This is a genomic window from Pseudooceanicola sp. LIPI14-2-Ac024 (assembly GCF_042188925.1).
In the GTDB taxonomy this organism is placed as follows: domain Bacteria; phylum Pseudomonadota; class Alphaproteobacteria; order Rhodobacterales; family Rhodobacteraceae; genus Pseudooceanicola.
In genome coordinates, this window is sequence record NZ_CP170102.1 from 353,552 (window position 1) to 371,537 (window position 17,986).

17 protein-coding genes and 1 pseudogene are annotated in these 17,986 nt (G+C 66.7%); 13 read left to right on the forward strand and 5 right to left on the reverse strand.

Annotated features, from left to right (window positions below):
• The first annotated feature begins 53 nt into the window (after positions 1-53).
• Positions 54-275, forward strand: a complete 222-nt coding sequence (locus ACE2AC_RS01675; protein ID WP_375690403.1) for a hypothetical protein — start codon at positions 54-56, stop codon at positions 273-275.
• Between the two features lie 4 nt (positions 276-279).
• Here the strand turns inward: ACE2AC_RS01675 and ACE2AC_RS01680 are convergent, their stop codons facing one another.
• On the reverse strand, positions 280-1,182 hold the full coding sequence (locus tag ACE2AC_RS01680) for an SRPBCC domain-containing protein (RefSeq protein ID WP_375690404.1): 903 nt from the start codon (positions 1,180-1,182) through the stop codon (positions 280-282).
• A gap of 20 nt (positions 1,183-1,202) precedes the next feature.
• On the reverse strand, positions 1,203-1,544 hold the full coding sequence (locus tag ACE2AC_RS01685; RefSeq protein ID WP_375690405.1) for an ArsR/SmtB family transcription factor: 342 nt from the start codon (positions 1,542-1,544) through the stop codon (positions 1,203-1,205).
• Positions 1,545-1,755: 211 nt separating this feature from the next.
• On the opposite strand from ACE2AC_RS01685, the gene ACE2AC_RS01690 reads away from it, so the two are divergent.
• Entirely contained in the window at positions 1,756-3,915 is a 2,160-nt protein-coding gene (locus ACE2AC_RS01690) for a malate synthase G (RefSeq protein WP_375690406.1), read from the forward strand.
• A gap of 24 nt (positions 3,916-3,939) precedes the next feature.
• On the opposite strand, the gene ACE2AC_RS01695 is transcribed toward ACE2AC_RS01690, so the two are convergent.
• Together ACE2AC_RS01695 and ACE2AC_RS01700 are read right to left on the reverse strand one after the other, a co-directional pair.
• Positions 3,940-4,521: a hypothetical protein gene (locus ACE2AC_RS01695; RefSeq protein WP_375690407.1), complete on the reverse strand. Its 582-nt coding sequence runs from the start codon at positions 4,519-4,521 to the stop codon at positions 3,940-3,942.
• A 220-nt stretch (positions 4,522-4,741) separates the two neighbouring features.
• Entirely contained in the window at positions 4,742-6,232 is a 1,491-nt protein-coding gene (locus ACE2AC_RS01700) for an MORN repeat-containing protein (protein WP_375690408.1), read from the reverse strand.
• 167 nt (positions 6,233-6,399) lie between these two features.
• Between ACE2AC_RS01700 and ACE2AC_RS01705 the strand changes: the two genes are divergently transcribed.
• Entirely contained in the window at positions 6,400-8,058 is a 1,659-nt protein-coding gene (locus ACE2AC_RS01705) for an NAD+ synthase (protein ID WP_375690409.1), read from the forward strand.
• Between the two features lie 6 nt (positions 8,059-8,064).
• Positions 8,065-8,550, forward strand: coding sequence for a flavodoxin family protein (locus ACE2AC_RS01710; protein ID WP_375690410.1), 486 nt, complete (start codon positions 8,065-8,067; stop codon positions 8,548-8,550).
• Between the two features lie 4 nt (positions 8,551-8,554).
• On the opposite strand, the gene ACE2AC_RS01715 is transcribed toward ACE2AC_RS01710, so the two are convergent.
• Positions 8,555-8,947: a metallopeptidase family protein gene (locus ACE2AC_RS01715; RefSeq protein WP_375690411.1), complete on the reverse strand. Its 393-nt coding sequence runs from the start codon at positions 8,945-8,947 to the stop codon at positions 8,555-8,557.
• A gap of 128 nt (positions 8,948-9,075) precedes the next feature.
• Here ACE2AC_RS01715 and ACE2AC_RS01720 point away from each other — a divergent pair, with 128 nt between their 5' ends.
• The 9 genes and pseudogenes from ACE2AC_RS01720 (at position 9,076) to ACE2AC_RS01760 (ending at position 17,735) form a co-directional block, all read left to right on the forward strand.
• On the forward strand, positions 9,076-9,624 hold the full coding sequence (locus ACE2AC_RS01720; RefSeq protein WP_375690412.1) for a 2OG-Fe(II) oxygenase: 549 nt from the start codon (positions 9,076-9,078) through the stop codon (positions 9,622-9,624).
• Positions 9,625-9,725: 101 nt separating this feature from the next.
• On the forward strand, positions 9,726-10,319 hold the full coding sequence (locus tag ACE2AC_RS01725; RefSeq protein ID WP_375690413.1) for an NAD(P)H-dependent oxidoreductase: 594 nt from the start codon (positions 9,726-9,728) through the stop codon (positions 10,317-10,319).
• A 128-nt stretch (positions 10,320-10,447) separates the two neighbouring features.
• Entirely contained in the window at positions 10,448-11,236 is a 789-nt protein-coding gene (gene rpiA / locus ACE2AC_RS01730) for a ribose-5-phosphate isomerase RpiA (protein WP_375690414.1), read from the forward strand.
• A gap of 313 nt (positions 11,237-11,549) precedes the next feature.
• Complete coding sequence (locus tag ACE2AC_RS01735; RefSeq protein ID WP_375690415.1) at positions 11,550-12,377, forward strand: formylglycine-generating enzyme family protein; 828 nt, start codon at positions 11,550-11,552, stop codon at positions 12,375-12,377.
• The gene (locus tag ACE2AC_RS01740) at positions 12,374-13,633 is read left to right on the forward strand and encodes a hypothetical protein (protein WP_375690416.1); all 1,260 of its coding nucleotides are present in this window, start codon (positions 12,374-12,376) and stop codon (positions 13,631-13,633) included. The genes ACE2AC_RS01735 and ACE2AC_RS01740 overlap by 4 nt, the downstream gene beginning before the upstream one ends.
• Before the next feature lie 293 nt (positions 13,634-13,926).
• Positions 13,927-15,288 carry a glutathione-disulfide reductase gene (gene gor, locus ACE2AC_RS01745; RefSeq protein WP_375690417.1) on the forward strand — a complete coding sequence of 454 codons (1,362 nt, stop codon included), beginning with the start codon at positions 13,927-13,929 and terminating at the stop codon, positions 15,286-15,288.
• Between the two features lie 65 nt (positions 15,289-15,353).
• A pseudogene (gene hflK / locus ACE2AC_RS01750) lies at positions 15,354-16,525 on the forward strand (FtsH protease activity modulator HflK).
• Positions 16,525-17,541 carry a protease modulator HflC gene (hflC, locus tag ACE2AC_RS01755; RefSeq protein WP_375690418.1) on the forward strand — a complete coding sequence of 339 codons (1,017 nt, stop codon included), beginning with the start codon at positions 16,525-16,527 and terminating at the stop codon, positions 17,539-17,541. Before hflK ends, hflC begins: the two are co-directional and overlap by 1 nt.
• Positions 17,538-17,735 (forward strand): DUF2065 domain-containing protein, encoded by a 198-nt coding sequence (locus ACE2AC_RS01760; RefSeq protein WP_375690419.1) that lies wholly within the window; start codon positions 17,538-17,540, stop codon positions 17,733-17,735. Before hflC ends, ACE2AC_RS01760 begins: the two co-directional genes overlap by 4 nt.
• The last annotated feature ends 251 nt before the right edge of the window (positions 17,736-17,986 follow it).

Genomic DNA, 17,986 nt, shown 5'->3' on the forward strand with positions numbered 1-17,986 from the left:
CCGCGGGAGCGTCCGCGCGTTGAGAGGTCAGCAACTCCATAGGAGGACCACCAATGTCCGCCCCGCAGACCAATATCGAGAAACAGGAACGCCGCCACGCCGTCCCGATCTGGGGCATCGTCCTCGCCGTGATCTTCGGCGTCTTCGTCGGCGGTTTCCTTAGCACCAGCACCGCCTTCTTTGGCAGTGACGGCCCCGAGGGCGCGCCGACCCAGGTGGACGGCCGCACCGGGGCCGATGAACCGGCGGCCGGAGCCGCCGCGCCGACGGAGTGACTGATCAGGCGGCGGGCAGCGTCTGCGCCAGCGCCTCGAGCTTGCCGAGCGTCTCGTAACCTTTTTCGAGCACGCCGTGCGGCAGTAGTTCTGCGCGCGTGACATCGACAAATGTCATCCGCATCGTGACCCTTGTGCCTGCGCCCTCGGGCGCGAAATCGACCACCACATCGGCGTGGTGCCGCATGTCGTCAAAGCCCGAGAGCTTGTATGTAAGGCGCCGCTCGGGCTCCATCTCGCCAAACTCGTGCAGGTTCGGATAGCGCTGGCCTTCGCCTACCATGGTAAAGCGCCAGCGCCCGCCCGGGCGGATGTCGATGTCTTCCGTCTCGCAATGGAACCCGGCCGGCCCGAACCATTTCGGCAGCAGCTCGGGATCGGTCCAGGCCCGCCAGACCAGCGCGGGCGGGGCGTCGATCTGTCGGGTGATCGTCATCTCGTGTTCCGGCCGCGGGCCCTGCAGGCCTGCGGCATACGCGCCAAGCTGGCCCGCCACGGTGCCCCAGCCGTCAAAGAATCCCATCTCCTCGTGGCGCTTTGCCGACTCCTCGTTACGGTGCCGCACCAGCACGTCGTAGCGCGTGCCCTCGGGCACGTCCGACAGTTCGATGATCGCGGTCATGAACGGCTCGGGGTTGGGCTTCCATCCCGGCGCATAGGTGTCGGTGAAGACGAAGCGCCGACCATGCACCGCCTCCAGCACCACGCCCGGCTCCTTCATCACGTTGCCGTCCACGTCCATCTCGACGCAGAACAGCCCGCCGGGCCGAAGGTCGATCTCGGCCGACAGCGCGCGGTGCGGCTTGGGCATGAACCATGCGGTGATCAGCTTGGGATCGGTCCAGCAGGCCCAGACGAGGTCGCGGGGCGCGGGCAGGACACGGGAAAAACTTAGGTCGGTGCTCATCGTAAAGTCCTTGTTGAGATTCAATCGTCAGTCTTGGCAGCCATTGCCATGACCAGCGCGTCCAGCCGGTCGAGCCGACCGGACCAGAGCGCGCGCTGTTCCTCGAGCCAGTCGATCGCCGGGGCAAAGGCCGCGGGCTGCAGCGCGCAGGAGCGGACGCGCCCGGTCTTCGATGTCTCGATCAGCCCCGCCGCCTCGAGCTTCTTGAGGTGCCCCATGAACGACGGCAGCGCCATGTCGAAGGGCGCGGCCAGGTCGCTGACGCTGGCCGGCCCTGTCGCCAGCCGCGACAGGATCGCGCGCCGGGTCGGATCGCCGAGGGCGGCAAAAAGGTGATCGAGGGATGGGTCATGCTTAGCCATGTGGCTAAGTAATGCAGTCGGCTCCGCCGCGTCAATCAGAAACTCAGGCAATCGGCTAACTATTGCCATGCCCGGTCCCGCCGCCGCTTTGGTGTTCGCGAAGCAATCGCACCATCCCCGCACGACGGACACCGCGCGCCCCGATCGCCGGTGCTTGTCGCGGCAGCCCTTGCCGGATAGCGTGGCGGGCGATCACGCAAGGGAGTAGCGCATGGCCAACAGGGTCGAGGTTCACGGGTTGCAGGTGGCGGAAGAGCTTCACCGGTTCATCGTAGACGAGGCCCTGCCGGGCACCGGGGTCGCGCCCGAGGCGTTCTGGGACGGCTTCGCGGCGCTGCTGGCCGACCTGATGCCGCGCAACGCGGCTTTGCTCGACACGCGCGAGCGACTGCAGCAGCAGATCGACGCCTGGCACCAGAAACGCCGGGGCCAGCCGCACGATGCCGCCGCCTACCGCGCCTTTCTGGAAGAGATCGGCTACCTCGTGCCCGAGGGTCCTGATTTCCAGATCGACACCGACAACATCGACCCCGAGATCGCGCGCATCGCCGGGCCGCAACTCGTCGTGCCGATCACCAACGCCCGTTACGCGCTGAACGCCGCCAATGCCCGCTGGGGATCGCTCTACGATGCGCTCTACGGCACCGACGCGCTCGGATCGCTGCCGCAGGGCGGCGGCTACGATCCGAAACGGGGCGCAGAGGTCATCGCCTGGGCCAAGGCGCACCTGGACGCGACCGTGCCGCTGGAAAAGGGGTCCTGGACCGAGGCCAAGGGCCTTTCGATCCGCGACGGCGCGCTGGTGCTGACCACCGAGGGCGGGCCGGTCGGGCTTGCCGACACCTCCCAGTTCGTCGGCTGGCGCGAAGAGGATCACGCCCCGCTCTGCGTGATGCTGCGCGCCAACGGCCTGCTGATCGAGGTGATCGTCGACCACGACACCGATGTCGGCCAGACCGACCCGGCGGGCATCTCGGACGTGCGGCTGGAAAGCGCGGTCTCGGCCATCATGGATTGCGAGGACAGCGTCGCCACGGTGGATGCCGCCGACAAGGTGCAGGCCTACCGCAACTGGCTGGGCCTGATGAAGGGCGACCTGGTCGAAGAGGTCGAGAAGGGCGGCAGCACCTTCACCCGCAAGCTGGCCCGCGACCGCGAGTACACCCAGCCCGACGGCGAGGTGCTGCGCGTGAAGGGCCGGGCGCTGATGCTCGTGCGCAATGTCGGCCACCTGATGACCAACCCCGCGATCCTCGACGCCGAGGGCGGCGAGGTCTTCGAGGGGCTGATGGATGCCGTGGTGACCACGCTGATCGGGATGCACGACCTCGGCAAGTCCGGCGGCGACCGGAACTCGGTCGAAGGCTCGGTCTACGTCGTGAAGCCCAAGATGCACGGGCCCGATGAGGTCGCCTTTGCCGACGAGATCTTCAGCCGCGTCGAGGCGATGCTGGGGATCCGGCAATACACCGTCAAACTCGGCATCATGGACGAGGAACGGCGCACCAGCGTCAACCTCAAGGAATGCATCCGCGCCGCGAAGCACCGCGTCGCCTTCATCAACACCGGCTTCCTCGACCGCACCGGCGACGAGATCCACACCAGCATGGAGGCCGGCCCCTTCCTGCCCAAGGGCGAGATGAAGTCGACGCCCTGGATCGCCTCTTACGAGGATCGCAATGTCGACATCGGCCTGGCCTGCGGGCTGAAGGGCCGCGCGCAGATCGGCAAGGGCATGTGGGCGATGCCCGACCGCATGGAGGAGATGCTGCGCCAGAAGATCGGCCATCCGCAATCCGGCGCCAACTGCGCCTGGGTGCCGTCGCCGACCGCCGCCACGCTCCATGCCACGCATTACCACAAGGTGAACGTCGCCGCCCGCCAGGCCGAGATCGCCGCCGGCGGGCCGCGCGGCACGCTGGACGCGCTGCTGACCATCCCGGTTTTGTCGGGACGCAACCTCAGCGATGCCGAGGTCACCCGTGAGGTCGAGAACAACGCCCAGGGCATCCTCGGTTACGTGGTGCGCTGGATCGACCAGGGCGTCGGCTGCTCCAAGGTGCCCGACATCCACGACGTCGGCCTGATGGAGGATCGCGCGACCTGCCGGATCTCGTCGCAGGCGCTGGCCAACTGGCTGCACCACGAGGTGGTCTCGGAACGCCTGGTGATGCAGGCGATGCGCAAGATGGCCGAGGTGGTGGACCGCCAGAACGCCGACGACCCGGTCTATGAACCGATGGCACCGGGCTATGACGGGGTGGCGTTCCAGGCCGCCTGTGACCTCGTCTTCAAGGGCCGGGCGCAGCCTTCGGGCTACACCGAACCGGTGCTGCACCGCCGCCGGCTTCAGAAGAAGCAGCAGGGGTAGGGCGGTCTCCCGCCCCGCCCGGGGTCAGCCGCAGAAGGTTCCGCTGGGGCCGACGAAGAACACCCGCGTCGTGGTGTTCCCGGCGCCGTCCGTGGCGCTCAGCGCAAACGGCGCGCCGGTCAGCGTGCGGGTCGGCGCCAGGTCGACCGAGCGCAACACGGGCGAGGTGAAGGGCGCCACGCCGTCGTCATCGTCATAGCGCCAGGCATAGCCGCGGAACGTCCCGCCGCCGTGCCGCGGCAGGTCGGTGACGGACAGGACGGGTTCGAAGATCCGGACCGAGCTGGCATCGACCGAGAAGCTCGCGCTGTCGATCCCCGAGGTGTCGGAGTACCCGATCAGGATGTCGCCCCGGCTCTGCCCGGCGGGCAGGGAAATGCTGGTGTTGGCCACCTGCGTCCCGGTCCCGCCGCCGGGACATTCGGTCAGCTCGACGCCCTCGGCCTCGTCCGCATCGGTGCTCATCACCAGCCGCGGCCCGCCAGGTTCGATCACGTGCACGGTGATCTTGGGGCCGGTGTTGTCCCCGGCCATAGGAAACTGGTCGCAGGCACCCAGCACCAGCATAAGTGGTGCGGAAAGGAGGAGATGGTTTCGGTAGGTCATGGAAAAAGTCCTTTTCAGATATGGGTCTGCGGCGTGACGTGAATGCTTGTCACACCGGTCGGACCGCATGGCGCAACGCCACACGATCCCGCTATGGTAGCGCAACTGTGCCGCAAGGTCAGGGGGTGGGTGTCAATCCGCAACCCATGTCCCGAAAAGAAAGCCCCCGGCGCTGGTCGGCGCCGGGGGCTCTTCACTCACATCGGTGAGGCTCCGCAGGTCAGTTCCCGGTCCCGGTCTCTTCAGCTTCACCGGTCTCCCCGGTGTCATCCTCGGTCGCTTCCCCGGTCTCTTCCGCGCCTTCCTCGGTCAGGGCGCCGTTGTCCCACGTCCCGGTGGCCTCTTCACCGCTGGCGTAGGTCATCGTGCCTTCGCCCTGGCGGCGGCCGTCCTTGAAGGTGCCCTCGTAGACATCGCCGTTGGCATAGGTCGCCTTGCCGCGGCCCGAGATCTCGCCGCCCTTCCATTCGCCCTCGTAGACGAAGCCGTCGGGCATGGTGATGGTGCCGGTGCCGTCACGCTGGCCGTCGGTGAACGTGCCCTCGTAGACGGTGCCGTCCGGGTAGGTCGCCTTGCCGTCGCCCTCGCGCTGGCCGGCGACCCAGTTGCCTTCGTAGACGTAGCCGTCGGGATAGGTCATCACGCCGAACCCGTGGTTCTTGGCGTTGCTGAATGCCCCTTCATAGACCAGCCCGTTGGGATAGGTCGCTGTGCCTTCGCCGTCGATGACGCCGGCCTTCCAGTCGCCCTTGTAGGTGGCGCCGTCGGGATAGGTGATCTTGCCCGGACCGTCGGCCAGGTCGTTGCGGAACTGGCCCTCGTAGACCGACCCGTCGGGATAGACGACGCGGCCCGCGCCCTCGATCCGGCCGGCGACCCAGTTGCCCTCGTACTTGTAGCCGTCGGCGCCCGAAAAGGTGCCTTCGCCGTGCCGCTGGTCATCCTTGAACTGGCCCTCGTAGATGTCGCCGTTGGCATAGGTGACCTTGCCCAGCCCCTCGCGGCGGCCCGACACCAACTCACCCTCGTAAACGTCGCCGTTCGGCTGGGTCAGCGTGCCGGTGCCGTTGATCTGGCCGTCCTTCCAGGTGCCCTCGTAGGTCAGCCCGTCGGACATCGTCAGCTTGCCCTGGCCCTCGCGCGCGCCGCGCAGGATCTCGCCCTCGTAGACCGCGCCGTCGGGATAGGTGATCGTGCCGGTGCCTTCCTTGACCCCGTTCACCCAGTCGCCGTCGTAGACGTAGCCGCCCGGGCTTTCCATCTTGCCGCGGCCATGGTGCATCGCGTTGCGGAAGCCGCCCTCGTAGCGCACGCCGTTGGCATAATTCGCCACGCCCTGGCCCATGATCTTGCCGTCTTCCCACTCACCCTCGTAGGTGCCGCCGTCGGCAAAGACGATCTTGCCGACACCGCTCGGCTTGCCCTTGGCGAACTGGCCCTCGTAGACCGATCCATTGGGAAAACGCGCAGTGCCCTGACCCGCGATCTCGCCGTCGACCCACTCGCCGGTGTACTCGTACCCGTTCGGCAGCCGGTAGGTGCCGGTGCCATGCTGCAGCCCGTCCTTGAAGGTGCCCTCGTAGACGCCACCGTCGTCGTACTGCTTGGTCTGAACCTCGCCCTCCTGCGCGGCCAGCGGCGCGGCGAGCGCCAGCCCGAGCGCCGTCGCCCGCGTGCCTGCGGCGACGAGATTGGAGATGCTGATACCCATTGGGCCCCCTGAACTGCTCAATTGGCGGCCGGTGGCGGTGGCTCCAGCCCTGATGGTGCGCAGAAAGTAGAGGAGGGCGCGGGGCCTGACAACGCCTTTCGGGCAAATCACCTTTTCCTCGCGGCGAGGTGAAGCTAAGCAGGCCGGGAACGAAAGGAAAGGCGCCCATGGCCGACAGGTTCCGCATCACGCTGGCACAGTTGAACCCGACCGTCGGGGACATCGAGGGCAATATCGCCAAGGCCCGCGAGGTCCTGCATGAGGGCCGGGCGGCCGAGGCGGAGCTGGTAGCCTTCACCGAGATGTTCGTGACCGGCTACAACACCCAGGACCTGGTGATGAAGCCGGTGTTTCACCAGGCCGCGATCGCCGCGATCGAGGCGCTGGCCGCGGAATTCGCGGAAGGTCCGAACTTTGTCATCGGCGGGCCCTGGATCGAGGGCGCGAGCCTCTACAACGCCTACCACTTCTGCCGCGGCGGGCGGGTCGTGCACCGCACGCTCAAGCACAACCTGCCGAACGAGACGGTGTTCGACGAGGTCCGCGTCTACGACAGCGGCCCGCTCGGCGGACCCTATGCCGTCGGCAACACCCGCGTCGGATCGCCGGTCTGCGAAGACGCGTGGCACCCCGAGGTGTCCGAGACGCTGGCCGAGACCGGGGCGGAATTCCTGCTGGTCCCGAACGGCAGCCCCTACTACCGCGGCAAGATGGACACCCGGTTCAACCACATGGTCGCGCGAGTGGTCGAAACCGACCTTCCGCTGATCTATCTCAACATGGTGGGCGGCCAGGATGACCAGGTCTTTGATGGCGGCAGCTTCGGCCTGAACCCCGGCGGGCAGATGGCCTTTCACATGCCGGTCTTCGACGCCTGCGTGCACCATGTCGACCTCGAGCGCACCGACGACGGCTGGCGCATCTGCGAGGGCGAGAAGGCGCATATCCCGGACGACTGGGAACAAGACTACCGCGCGATGGTGCAGTCCCTGCGCGATTATTGCGGCAAGACCGGCTTCGGCAAGGTCCTGCTGGGCCTCTCGGGCGGGATCGACAGCGCGATCGTGGCGACCATCGCGGTCGATGCGCTCGGGGCCGAGAACGTGCGCTGCGTGATGCTGCCCTCGGAATACACCTCGGACCATTCGCTCGAGGACGCCAAGGCCGTGGCCGAGGCCCTCGGCTGCCGCTACGACTTCGTGCCGATCAGCCAGGGCCGTCAGGCGGTGACCGAGACGCTGGCGCCGCTGTTCGAGGGGGCAAAGCCGGATCTCACCGAAGAGAACATCCAGTCCCGCCTGCGCGGCCTGCTGCTGATGGCGCTGTCCAACAAGTTCGGCGAGATGCTTCTGACCACCGGCAACAAGTCCGAGGTCGCGGTCGGCTATGCCACGATCTACGGCGACATGGCGGGCGGCTACAACCCGATCAAGGACCTCTACAAGACCCGCGTCTTCGAACAGTGCCGCTGGCGGAACCAGAACCACCGCGACTGGATGATGGGCCCGGCGGGCGCGGTGATCCCCGAGCGGATCATCACCAAGCCGCCCTCGGCCGAACTGCGCGAGGATCAGAAGGACAGCGACTCGCTGCCCGACTACCCGGTGTTGGACGCGCTCCTGAACATCCTTGTCGACCTCGACGGATCGGTCGAGGATTGCGTGGCGGCCGGCTATGACCGGGCCGATGCGCAACGGGTCGAGCACCTGATCTTCATCAGCGAATACAAGCGCTTCCAGTCGGCGCCCGGCACCCGCCTGACCAAGCACGCCTTCTGGCTCGACCGGCGTTACCCGATCGTGAACCGCTGGCGCGAGCCGCGGTAGGCCGCCATGGCCGAGCTGCTGATCGTCTGGCATTCGCGCACCGGCGGCGCCCGGCAGATGGCCGAGGCGGCGGCCGAGGCGGGCCGGGCCGAGGCGACGGTCACGCTGCTCCGCGCCCGCGACGCGGGGCCCGACGACCTCCTCCGGGCCGACGGCTACCTCTTCTGCGCGCCCGAGAACCTCGCCTCCATCGCGGGCGAGATGAAGGAGTTCTTCGACCGCTGCTACTACCCGGTGCTGGGCCAAATCGAGGGGCGCGCCTATGCCCAGATGGTCTGTGCCGGGACCGACGGTGAGAACGCCGCCCGCCAGACCGCCCGGATCGCCACCGGCTGGCGCCTGCGCGAGGTGCAGCCGCCGCTGATCGTCTGCACCCATGCCGACAGCCCCGAGAAGATCCTGGCCGAAAAGACCATTCCCGACAGAGACCTCGACCGCTGCCGCGAGGTCGGCGCGGCGCTGGCGGCAGGCCTCTCGATGGGGGTCTTCTAAGCGCTCATTCCCACCAGGGGTCGACCGCCGCGATCTCCTCGTCCGTCCAGCCGAAATGATGCGCGAATTCGTGCACGACGACATGGGCGATCAGCTCGTCCAGCGCGACGTTCCCGCGATCGCGCCATTCCGCAAGGATCGGCTGGCGGAAGATCCAGACCGTGTCGGGCGGGCCGCCGAAATCGAACACCGACTTCTCGGTCATCGGCACCCCGTCATAGAGCCCGGTGAGGTCCAGCGGATCGTCGATCTCCAGCTCCTCAAGCATCTCCCGGTCGGGCCAGTCGGCAACGCGCAGCAGCACCGCCTGCGCCGGCACGTGGAACGGCGGCGGCAGGTCGGCGACGGTGCGCAGCGCCACGGTTTCGAAACGGTCGAGGGACTGGTCGTGATCCATCCCGCAGATATGGCGTGACGGCAGGCGCGGCGGAAGGGCGGAAAGCGACGTCGAGGTCGAAAACAGGCGTGCGCGGGGCAGGGCGGGGCGATAGGGCGGCGCGTCTGACCTACCGGAGTGTCCCCGTCATGCTCACCCTGCACATCGTGCCCCAGGCATTCAGCGCCGAGGAATGCGACCGCCTCACCACGCTCGCCGCCGCGCAACCGTCCTCCGAGGCGCGGCTGGTCGGCCAGCGCGATCACAACATGCGCCGCGCCGACCTCGTTTGGCTCGACGACGTGCCCGACACCGGCTGGGTGATGGACCGGCTGATCTCGGTCGTGGCCGAGGCCAATCGCAAGGTCTTTGACTTTGCCCTGACCGAGTTCGCCGAAAGCCCCCAGGTCGCCAGCTACGGCGCCGAGCGACGCGGCCATTTCGACTGGCATTCCGACATCGGCGACGGGGCACTCGCCTCGAAACGCAAGCTGACGCTGGTGGTGCAGCTGGCGGGCGACGGCGACTACGAGGGCGGCGCGCTCGAGGTGATGCCGGCTGCCAACATCCTGAACGCCCCGCGCGAAAAGGGCACCGCCGCGATCTTTCCCGCCTTTGCCCTGCACCGGGTGACGCCGGTGACCCGAGGCACGCGCGCCTCGCTCACCGTGTGGGCGCACGGCCCGGCGTTCCGCTGACGGGCCCTGCATATCCGCACAGGACCTGCGCCGGTTTACGTGAGGACGGCGCAGGGCCGATGACCTAGATCCCGGGGTGTCACACCAACACGAGGTTCCCCATGACCACCCCCAAGATCGGCATCTTCTTCTATTCTACCTACGGCACCAACTACGAGGTCGCGCTCGAGGCCAAGAAGGCCGCCGAGGCCGCCGGCGCCGAGGTCCGCCTGCGCCGCTTCGCCGAAACCGCACCGGCCGAGGTCGTGAACGGCCAGGACGCCTGGAAGGCGCAGCTGGAAAAGGTGCAAGACATCCCCGAGATCAGCCATGACGACATGATCTGGGCCGATGGCTACTTCTTTGCCTTCCCGACCCGCTACGGCAGCGCGCCCAGCCAGGTCCGCAGCTTCATCGACACGCTCGGCCCGATCTGGCAGGAAGGCAAGCTGGTCAACAAGGTCGCCAGTGCCTCGACCTCGGCGATGAACACCCACGGCGGGCAGGAAACGACGCTGATCGGCTTCTACACCTCGCTGATGCACTGGGGCACGATCATCGCCACGCCCGCCTACACCGACCCGGTGCTGTTCGAGGCCGGCGGCAACCCCTACGGCTTCTCGACCAACGCCGGCAGCTTCGACGACAAGGGCCGCGCCGCCGTGGCCCACCAGCTCAAGAGGCTGGTCGAGGTGACCGCCAAGATCGCGGCCTGATCCCGCCGATGGCGTGACCGAAAGGCGCCGGCCCGCCCATGCCGCAAGGGCGTGCGGGCCGGCGCCCCTATCCTCCGGCGCCCCGGATGCCTATAAGCGACGACAATTCGCTGAACGGAGTCGTGTGCATGTCCGGAGATCTCTCGCCCATCGACAAGGCCAAGTTCGTCGCCGCCAAGCGGTCCGTCGACTTCGTCGAGGACGGCATGCGGGTGGGGCTCGGCACAGGCTCGACGGCGGCCTGGATGGTGCGCTGCCTGGGTGAGCTGGTGCGCAACGACGGGCTGCGGATCAAGGGCGTTCCGACCTCGACCCGCACCGCCGAACTGGCACGCGACTGCGGCATCCAGGTGGTCAGCTTGGACGAGGCCAAGTGGCTCGACCTGACCATCGACGGCGCCGACGAATTCGACCAGGATCTCAACCTCATCAAGGGCGGCGGCGGCGCGCTGCTGCAGGAAAAGATCGTCGCCACGGCGAGCGACCAGATGATCGTGATCGCAGATGTCGGCAAGGAGGTCGAAACTCTCGGCGCCTTTGCCCTGCCGATCGAGGTGATCCCCTTCGGCTGGCAGACCACCCAGGCGCTGACCGAGGAGATGCTGATCTCGATGGACGTGCTGGGGCGCAACACCTCGCTCCGGATGAACGGCGACCGGCCCTTCGTGACGGACGAGGGCAACTACATCCTCGACCTGCACCTCAACCGGATCGGCAACCCGCGTCAGATCTCGATGGTGCTGAACCAGATCCCCGGCGTGGTCGAGAATGGTCTCTTCATCGACATCTGCGACAAGGTCGTGGTCGGCTACGGCGACGGCCGGGTCGAGGTCCGCGACATCAACGACGGCTCGATCGAGGAGGATCGCCTCGATTTCCTCGAGGACGACAACCTCTTCCGCGACCTCGGCGACTGAGCCGCCCGCCCGCCGCTTCCCCAGGTTCCGTATCCTGGGGGCAAGGGGGCACGGCCCACGGTTCATCCGCTATCTGTAGCTACTTTCGGACCCGGCCCGAGAGCGTCGCCCGATCCGGTGGACGGTGCACCAACGGTCCCATGAGGTCCGGCATCGGGACCGAGCGACCACACGGACGCGGACACAACGGGAAGCGGGTCAAGGACCTTTGGCCTTTTGGATGAAGCCTCGCACTGAAAACTGTCGATCTTTGTACGCATGATCGGCGAACGTGTCCGAAAGGGGAGGTTTCCGGCGCCAAGCGGATGTCTTGTTGGGATATTTCGGCGCGCGTACCGTCCATGTCATGGACCGGTTGGCGATCTTTGTCCTTGCATGGATTTCTTGCGCGTCGGTGTATGCGGAACCGCTTCCTTCGCCATTGGCTCCTGAAATGATCGTCGTTCCGGGCGGGACATTCGAGATGGGCGGAGATCAGGATGCGTGGTCTGTGCCCGACGAACACGGGAACAGGACCATCGATCTGACGAGCTTTGCAGTCTCCAGAACCGAGGTGACCCAAGCGCAGTACGACATGTGTGTCCAGGCGGGCTCCTGCCGCGCGTCGCTCACGACGGCTTCGACCGGGGAGGAGCCTGTTACCGGAGTGTCCTGGCGAGACGCAGTTGTTTACGCCAAGTGGCTGAGTGCCCAGTCGAAGCGAAACTACCGGCTCTTGTCCGAAGCGGAATGGGAGCGCGTCGCGCGCGCCGGCACCCATTCGCGTTTCTGGTGGGGCGACACAGCGGAACGGGCTTATGGAAACTTCGGTGACGAAACCTGTTGTCGGGGAGGGGTAGAGGGGAGGGACGTTTTCGAAGGCGTTGCCCCCGTTGGGTCCTTCGAAGCCACGCCGGAAGGCGTCAGTGATCTCTACGGAAATGTCTGGGAATGGGTTCAGGATTGTTACGACTTTTATGCCGCTGCACCGTCAGACGGAGTTGCTCACGACCCTGAAGGGTGTCGGGTCAGGGTGGTTCGCGGCGGGTCCTATCGCCTGCCGTCGGGCTTTGCGCGTGCCAGTGCGCGGTATCGTCTGACCCCAGGTGCCCGGCGGCCAGACGTCGGCTTCCGAATTGCGGAGGATATTGGCAAGCAATGAGAAAACTGTGGTCGGCACAAGATCTCCTCGCGTTGCTGGTCCTGCTCGCAGTCTACGCTCTTGCTGTCGTTGTGATGTCCAACGCGCTCGACGCGACGCAATGGGGCGCGCTGGACGCCGAGCTCTTTCACCTGCCACAGGCGAACTGGTTCATAGAATGGGGTATAGGCTGGGACTACCCCGCGTGGTCTGCAACCGGGCCCGGAATTCATTGGGTCCTGGCTGAAGCGGCCAGATTGAGCGGAAGTGAAGCTCTGGACCAGGGGAGTTGGCAGAGCCATGTCGTTCCGGCGGTCCTCACGGGCCTGGCCCTGATGTTCCTATACGGCACCTTGCGTACAAGCGGCGCTACTCCATTGCGGTCCGTGGTCCTCGGCGTACCAGTGGTATCGTCATCCTATTTCTGGACGCCAGCACTGCACCCCGTCAGCAAGTCTTTGTCGATGCTGGGCTTCTTTGCCATGGCTTGCACGATCGCCATGGGCCGGCGACAGGCCTTTGGGTTCGGCGTGAGCGCTGCAGTGGCGACTGTCGCGCGGCAAAGCTTCCTGTCCACCTCGGGTGCGCTGGCACTGATGTGCCTGGTCCAGGAGTGGCCGCGCGTGCTGACGTGGCGCATGCTCGGTACCGTGCTGGTCTCGATCGGCCCAGCCCTGATCGTGATGGCATTCCTCTATGGCAACTGGGGCGGCCTCGCTCCGCAAGAGTGGCGAGAGATGCATGTCAGGCCGTCTCTGGGCCCCGTAAGCCACGGGATCATGTTGCTGGGCGCGTTCGGCTGGCTGTTCCTGCGCCGCGAAGACCTCGGCGCGTCCGCACGGGGCCTGTTGCCCACAACTGCCGTCGTTCTGGTGATCGCTGCGGTCGTGTGGCTGCTGGTGCCCGAGGATGGTGGGGACCGCCCGTACTCGATCATCTGGACGGTCGCGGCGAAGTTCCCGGCGCTGGCTGGCCGGCCGCTTCTGGGTTTTCCGCTCCTTGTGCTCGGGCTCTTCGTCCTGGCGGCCTACTGGCGGCGTGGGTATCGAGACGGCTACCGGTTGTCGCCGGAGATGTCGCTCTTTGCCTGCTACTTCATGGCCCAGGCGATGCAGGCGTTCAGTTGGCAACGATACGCCGAAATCCCGGTTCTGCTGCTGCTTTGCACCGGCTCGGCCCGTCTGAAGGACCGGAGCCCAGGTCTTGATCTGGTGATGCTGGCAGTCTTCGGGGCGTATCTCCTGATCTCGGTGCACAAGATGGCGGAGCTGTTCTGATCAGGCTGGCGACCGCTCGTCGCTGGGCAGTGCACTCGTTGCGCTCGCTTTGAGGCAGCGATCTCACGTTATACGCATTGATCGACGTCAAGCGAGCAGCGCGTCTTGAAACCTATGTCGCAAGTCGCGGGCAGCGCCCCCTCATCCCACGAAAATCCCCGTCCGCGACGCTGACGCCCGCCCGCATCTGCCCGGTCACAATCGCGCAAGTCACCCCCCGTGGCGGCACCGCGCGGGCTGGATTTCCCAAACGCGCTGTGGTCTATGGGTCGGGACCTGAAAAGAGGCGGTTCATGAGCGACTTCGACTACGATCTTTTCGTCATCGGCGGCGGTTCCGGCGGGGTCCGCGCGGCGCGTGTCGCGGCGGGCGAGGCGGGGGCCAGGGTGGCCCTGGCCGAGATGGATCGCTACGGCGGCACCTGCGTGATCCGTGGCTGCGTGCCCAAGAAGCTCATGGTCTTTGCCAGCGAATACCCCGCCATGGTCGAGGACGCGCGCAGCTACGGCTGGGACATCGGCGACCCGAGCTTTGACTGGACGGCATTCCGCACCAAGCTCGAGGCCGAGCTCGACCGCCTTGAAGGCATCTACCGGAGCCTGCTGAAGAACTCGGGCGTCACCTCCTACGATGCCCGCGCGCGGCTGAAGGACGCGCATACGGTCGAGCTTTCGAGCGGTGAGACCGTCACCGCCAAGCACATCCTGATCGCCACCGGCGGCCGCCCGGTGCCCGCCGACATCCCGGGGGCGGAGCTGGCGATTTCCTCGAACGAGGTGTTCCACCTCGACGAGCTGCCAAAGCGCATCTTGGTGGTTGGCGGCGGCTACATTGCGTGTGAATTTGCCTGCATCTTCAATGGTCTCGGGTCGGATGTGACGCAGTTCTACCGCGGCGCCCAGATCCTGCGCGGCTTCGACGGAGAGGCGCGCGGGCTGGTGGCCGACGAGATGGAGCAGAAGGGCATCGCGATCCACTGCGGCACCAACATCCTCGAGATGTCGCGCGACGACGACGGCATCCGCGTCAAGGCCACCAACGGGTCCGAGGCGCATTTCGACCAGGTCCTCTTTGCCATCGGGCGCGATCCGAACACGGCCGACATGGGGCTCGAGGATCTCGGCGTCGAGATCGGCCGCCGGGGCGAGATCGTCGTGGACGAGTATTCGCAGACCGCCGTGCCCTCGATCTACGCCATCGGCGACGTGACGAACCGGGTGAACCTGACACCCGTGGCGATCCGCGAGGGCATGGCCTTTGTCGAAACCGTCTTCAAGGGCAACCCGACGCCGGTGGATCACGCGCTGATCCCCTCGGCGATCTTCACACAGCCCGAATTCGGCACCATCGGCCTGAGCGAGGAGGACGCGCGCGAGCAGGAGCCGGTCGAGATCTACTCGACCTCGTTCAAGCCGATGCAACAGTCCTTTGCGGGCCGGGCCAACCGGGTGCTGATGAAGCTGGTGGTCAGCCAGAAAACCCGGAAGGTGCTGGGATGTCACATCGTCGCGCCGCAGGCGGGCGAGATGATCCAGCTGGCCGGGATCGCGGTCAAGATGGGCGCGACAAAGGAAGATTTCGACCGCACCGTCGCGGTGCATCCGACCATGAGCGAAGAGCTCGTGACGATGCGGCAGCCGGTGCGAAAAGCTTGAAATTGATGGTCCCTTTGCACAGCTAAGGGGCAGGGATACCGACTAAGGTCAAGGGAAGGAACACGATGGCTGGACATTCCGGCGGACCCTGGGGCGGCGGCGGCGGTGGCAACCGCGGCGACGACGGCCAGGGGAACAACGGCGGGCAGCGGCCCGGCAACGGGGGCAAGCGACCGGGTGAGGGGGACAGATTCCCGACATCGACGAGCTTGTCCGCAAGGGGCAGGACCAGCTGCGCGTGCTCATGGGCGGCCGCGGCGGCCCGCGCCAGCCCGGCGGAGAGGGCGGCAGCCCGACGCCGAGCGGCCCGTTCTTCACCCGCGGCACCATCGGCCTGATCGTCCTTGTCCTGCTGGGGCTCTGGGCCTTTGCCAGCTTCTACACGGTCCGGCCCGAAGAACGCTCGGTCGAGCTCTTCCTGGGCGATTTCTCGGCCATCGGGGAACCGGGCCTGAACTTCGCCCCCTGGCCCCTGGTGACCGCCGAGGTCATCCCCGTCACCCGCGAACAGACCGAAGAGATCGGCGTCGGCGGGCGGCAGGGCGAAGAGGGCCTGATGCTGACCGGGGACGAGAACATCGTCGACATCGATTTCCAGGTGGTCTGGAACATCGCCGACCCGGCGAAGTACCTGTTCAACCTGCGCGACCCGCGGATGACCATCCGCGCGGTGTCGGAATTGGCCATGCGCGAGATCATCGCCCAGTCCGAACTGGCCCCGATCCTCAACCGCGACCGCGGCGTGATCGCGGGCCGGCTGCAGGACCTGATCCAGACCACGCTCGACAGCTACGACAGCGGTCTGAACGTCGTCCGGGTGACCTTCGACAAGGCCGACCCGCCGGCCGAGGTGATCGACGCCTTCCGCGAGGTGCAGGCCGCCGAGCAGGAGCGTGAACGCCTGACCAACCAAGCCGACGCCTATGCCAACCGCGTCCTCGCCGGCGCCCGCGGTGAAGCCGCGCAGGTTCTGGAAGAGGCCGAAGGCTACCGTGCCCGCGTCGTCAACGAGGCCGAGGGTGAGGCCAGCCGCTTCACCTCGGTTCGCGAGGAGTACGCGAAGGCACCGGAAGTGACGCGCAAGCGTCTCTACCTCGAAACCATGGAACGGGTGCTGGGCGACGTGGACAAGATCATCCTCGACGACAGCGCGATCGGCTCGGGCGTGGTGCCCTACCTGCCGCTCAACGAACTGACCCGGTCCCAGTCCAACACGCCGCAAGCGGGGAGCAACTGATGCGCAAGAGCACCGCATTCATCGTCATCGCCGTCGCGGCCGTGGTCCTGTTCGTGTCCTCGATCTTCATCGTGGACGAACGGGAAAAGGCCCTGGTGCTGCAGTTCGGCCGCGTCGTTTCGGTCAAGGAAGACCCGGGCCTGGCGTTCAAGATCCCGCTGATCCAGGAGGTCGTGCGCTATGACGACCGCATCCTGTCGCGCGACATCGACCCGCTCGAGGTCACGCCGCTGGATGATCGCCGCCTGGTGGTCGACGCCTTCGCGCGCTACCGGATCGCCGATGTCGAACAGTTCCGCCGGGCCGTCGGTTCGGGCGGGATCGAGGCCGCGGAAAGCCGGCTGGACTCGATCCTGCGTTCGCAGACGCGCGAGATCCTCGGCTCGGTGTCGTCCAACGATATCCTGTCGTCGGACCGCGCGGCGCTGATGCAGCGCATCCGCAACGGCGCGGTGAACGAGGCCTCGAACCTCGGGCTGGAAATCATCGACGTCCGCCTGAAACGCACCGACCTGCCGCGCGAGAACCTCGATGCGACCTTCGGGCGGATGCGCGCCGAACGCGAACGCGAGGCCGCGGACGAGATCGCCCGTGGTAACGAGGCCGCGCAGCGCATCCGCGCACAGGCCGACCGGACCCAGGTCGAGATCGTGTCCGACGCCAACCGCCAGGCCGACATCGTGCGCGGCCAGGCCGACGCCCGGCGCAACGCGGTCTATGCCGATGCCTTCGGAAGCGATCCCGAGTTCTTCGACTTCTACCGCTCGCTCAGTGCCTATGAACGCGCGCTGAAGGGCGAGAATTCGACCCTCGTCCTGTCGCCGAACAGCGAGTTCTTCAACTACCTCGAAACCTCGCACCCCGACCTCGCGCAGCAGGCTGTCGCGACCGGGGAGGTCGAGGTGCCGGAAGCCGACGAGACCGCGCCCCAGGCCGGCACCGAACCGTCGGCCGAGGCCACGCCGGAGCCGGAGGCATCCCAGGACGCCACCACCGCGCCGGCCGCGACGGAATGATCGCGACGGCATTCCTGGCCCTCGGGCTGGTGCTGATCTTCGAGGGGCTGGCCTATGCGCTGGCCCCTTCGCTTGTGGAGCGCCTGCTGGAAACCCTGCGCCTGATGCCCGAGACGACCCGCCGCAACCTGGGCCTCGTCGCGCTGGCGACCGGGGTGCTGTTCGTCTGGGTGGCCAAGACCCTCGGCGCATGACGGCCGGGATGGTCCTGCGCCCGATGGGTGCAATGCAATGTTAAAATGTTAACCGGACGGATCGCATATTGGGCGATGGCGTGACCGACGATTGTGTCTTGCTGCCGGGGGCATCCGACCACCTGCCGCTAGGTAGCGTCACGGCGGTTTCACGGCCAGTTGAGCGGACGCGACAGGCTTTGAGTTGCGGGCGTTCTCCTCTACATTGCAAGACAAGAGGCAAGGATGCCGCAGCGCATCCCGCAAAAGGA

Excerpts from the sequence above, each read along its gene's own strand:
- ACE2AC_RS01720 (WP_375690412.1), top strand. The coding sequence starts at position 9,076 with ATGCTCACCCTGCACATCGTGCCCCAGGCATTCAGCGCCGAGGAATGC.
- ACE2AC_RS01675 (WP_375690403.1), top strand. The coding sequence starts at position 54 with ATGTCCGCCCCGCAGACCAATATCGAGAAACAGGAACGCCGCCACGCC.
- ACE2AC_RS01760 (WP_375690419.1), top strand. The coding sequence starts at position 17,538 with ATGATCGCGACGGCATTCCTGGCCCTCGGGCTGGTGCTGATCTTCGAG.
- hflC (WP_375690418.1), top strand. The coding sequence starts at position 16,525 with ATGCGCAAGAGCACCGCATTCATCGTCATCGCCGTCGCGGCCGTGGTC.
- ACE2AC_RS01710 (WP_375690410.1), top strand. The coding sequence starts at position 8,065 with ATGGCCGAGCTGCTGATCGTCTGGCATTCGCGCACCGGCGGCGCCCGG.
- ACE2AC_RS01705 (WP_375690409.1), top strand. The coding sequence starts at position 6,400 with ATGGCCGACAGGTTCCGCATCACGCTGGCACAGTTGAACCCGACCGTC.
- gor (WP_375690417.1), top strand. The coding sequence starts at position 13,927 with ATGAGCGACTTCGACTACGATCTTTTCGTCATCGGCGGCGGTTCCGGC.
- ACE2AC_RS01700 (WP_375690408.1), bottom strand. The coding sequence starts at position 6,232 with ATGGGTATCAGCATCTCCAATCTCGTCGCCGCAGGCACGCGGGCGACG.
- rpiA (WP_375690414.1), top strand. The coding sequence starts at position 10,448 with ATGTCCGGAGATCTCTCGCCCATCGACAAGGCCAAGTTCGTCGCCGCC.
- ACE2AC_RS01680 (WP_375690404.1), bottom strand. The coding sequence starts at position 1,182 with ATGAGCACCGACCTAAGTTTTTCCCGTGTCCTGCCCGCGCCCCGCGAC.
- ACE2AC_RS01725 (WP_375690413.1), top strand. The coding sequence starts at position 9,726 with ATGACCACCCCCAAGATCGGCATCTTCTTCTATTCTACCTACGGCACC.
- ACE2AC_RS01715 (WP_375690411.1), bottom strand. The coding sequence starts at position 8,947 with ATGGATCACGACCAGTCCCTCGACCGTTTCGAAACCGTGGCGCTGCGC.
- ACE2AC_RS01695 (WP_375690407.1), bottom strand. The coding sequence starts at position 4,521 with ATGACCTACCGAAACCATCTCCTCCTTTCCGCACCACTTATGCTGGTG.
- ACE2AC_RS01685 (WP_375690405.1), bottom strand. The coding sequence starts at position 1,544 with ATGGCTAAGCATGACCCATCCCTCGATCACCTTTTTGCCGCCCTCGGC.
- ACE2AC_RS01740 (WP_375690416.1), top strand. The coding sequence starts at position 12,374 with ATGAGAAAACTGTGGTCGGCACAAGATCTCCTCGCGTTGCTGGTCCTG.
- ACE2AC_RS01690 (WP_375690406.1), top strand. The coding sequence starts at position 1,756 with ATGGCCAACAGGGTCGAGGTTCACGGGTTGCAGGTGGCGGAAGAGCTT.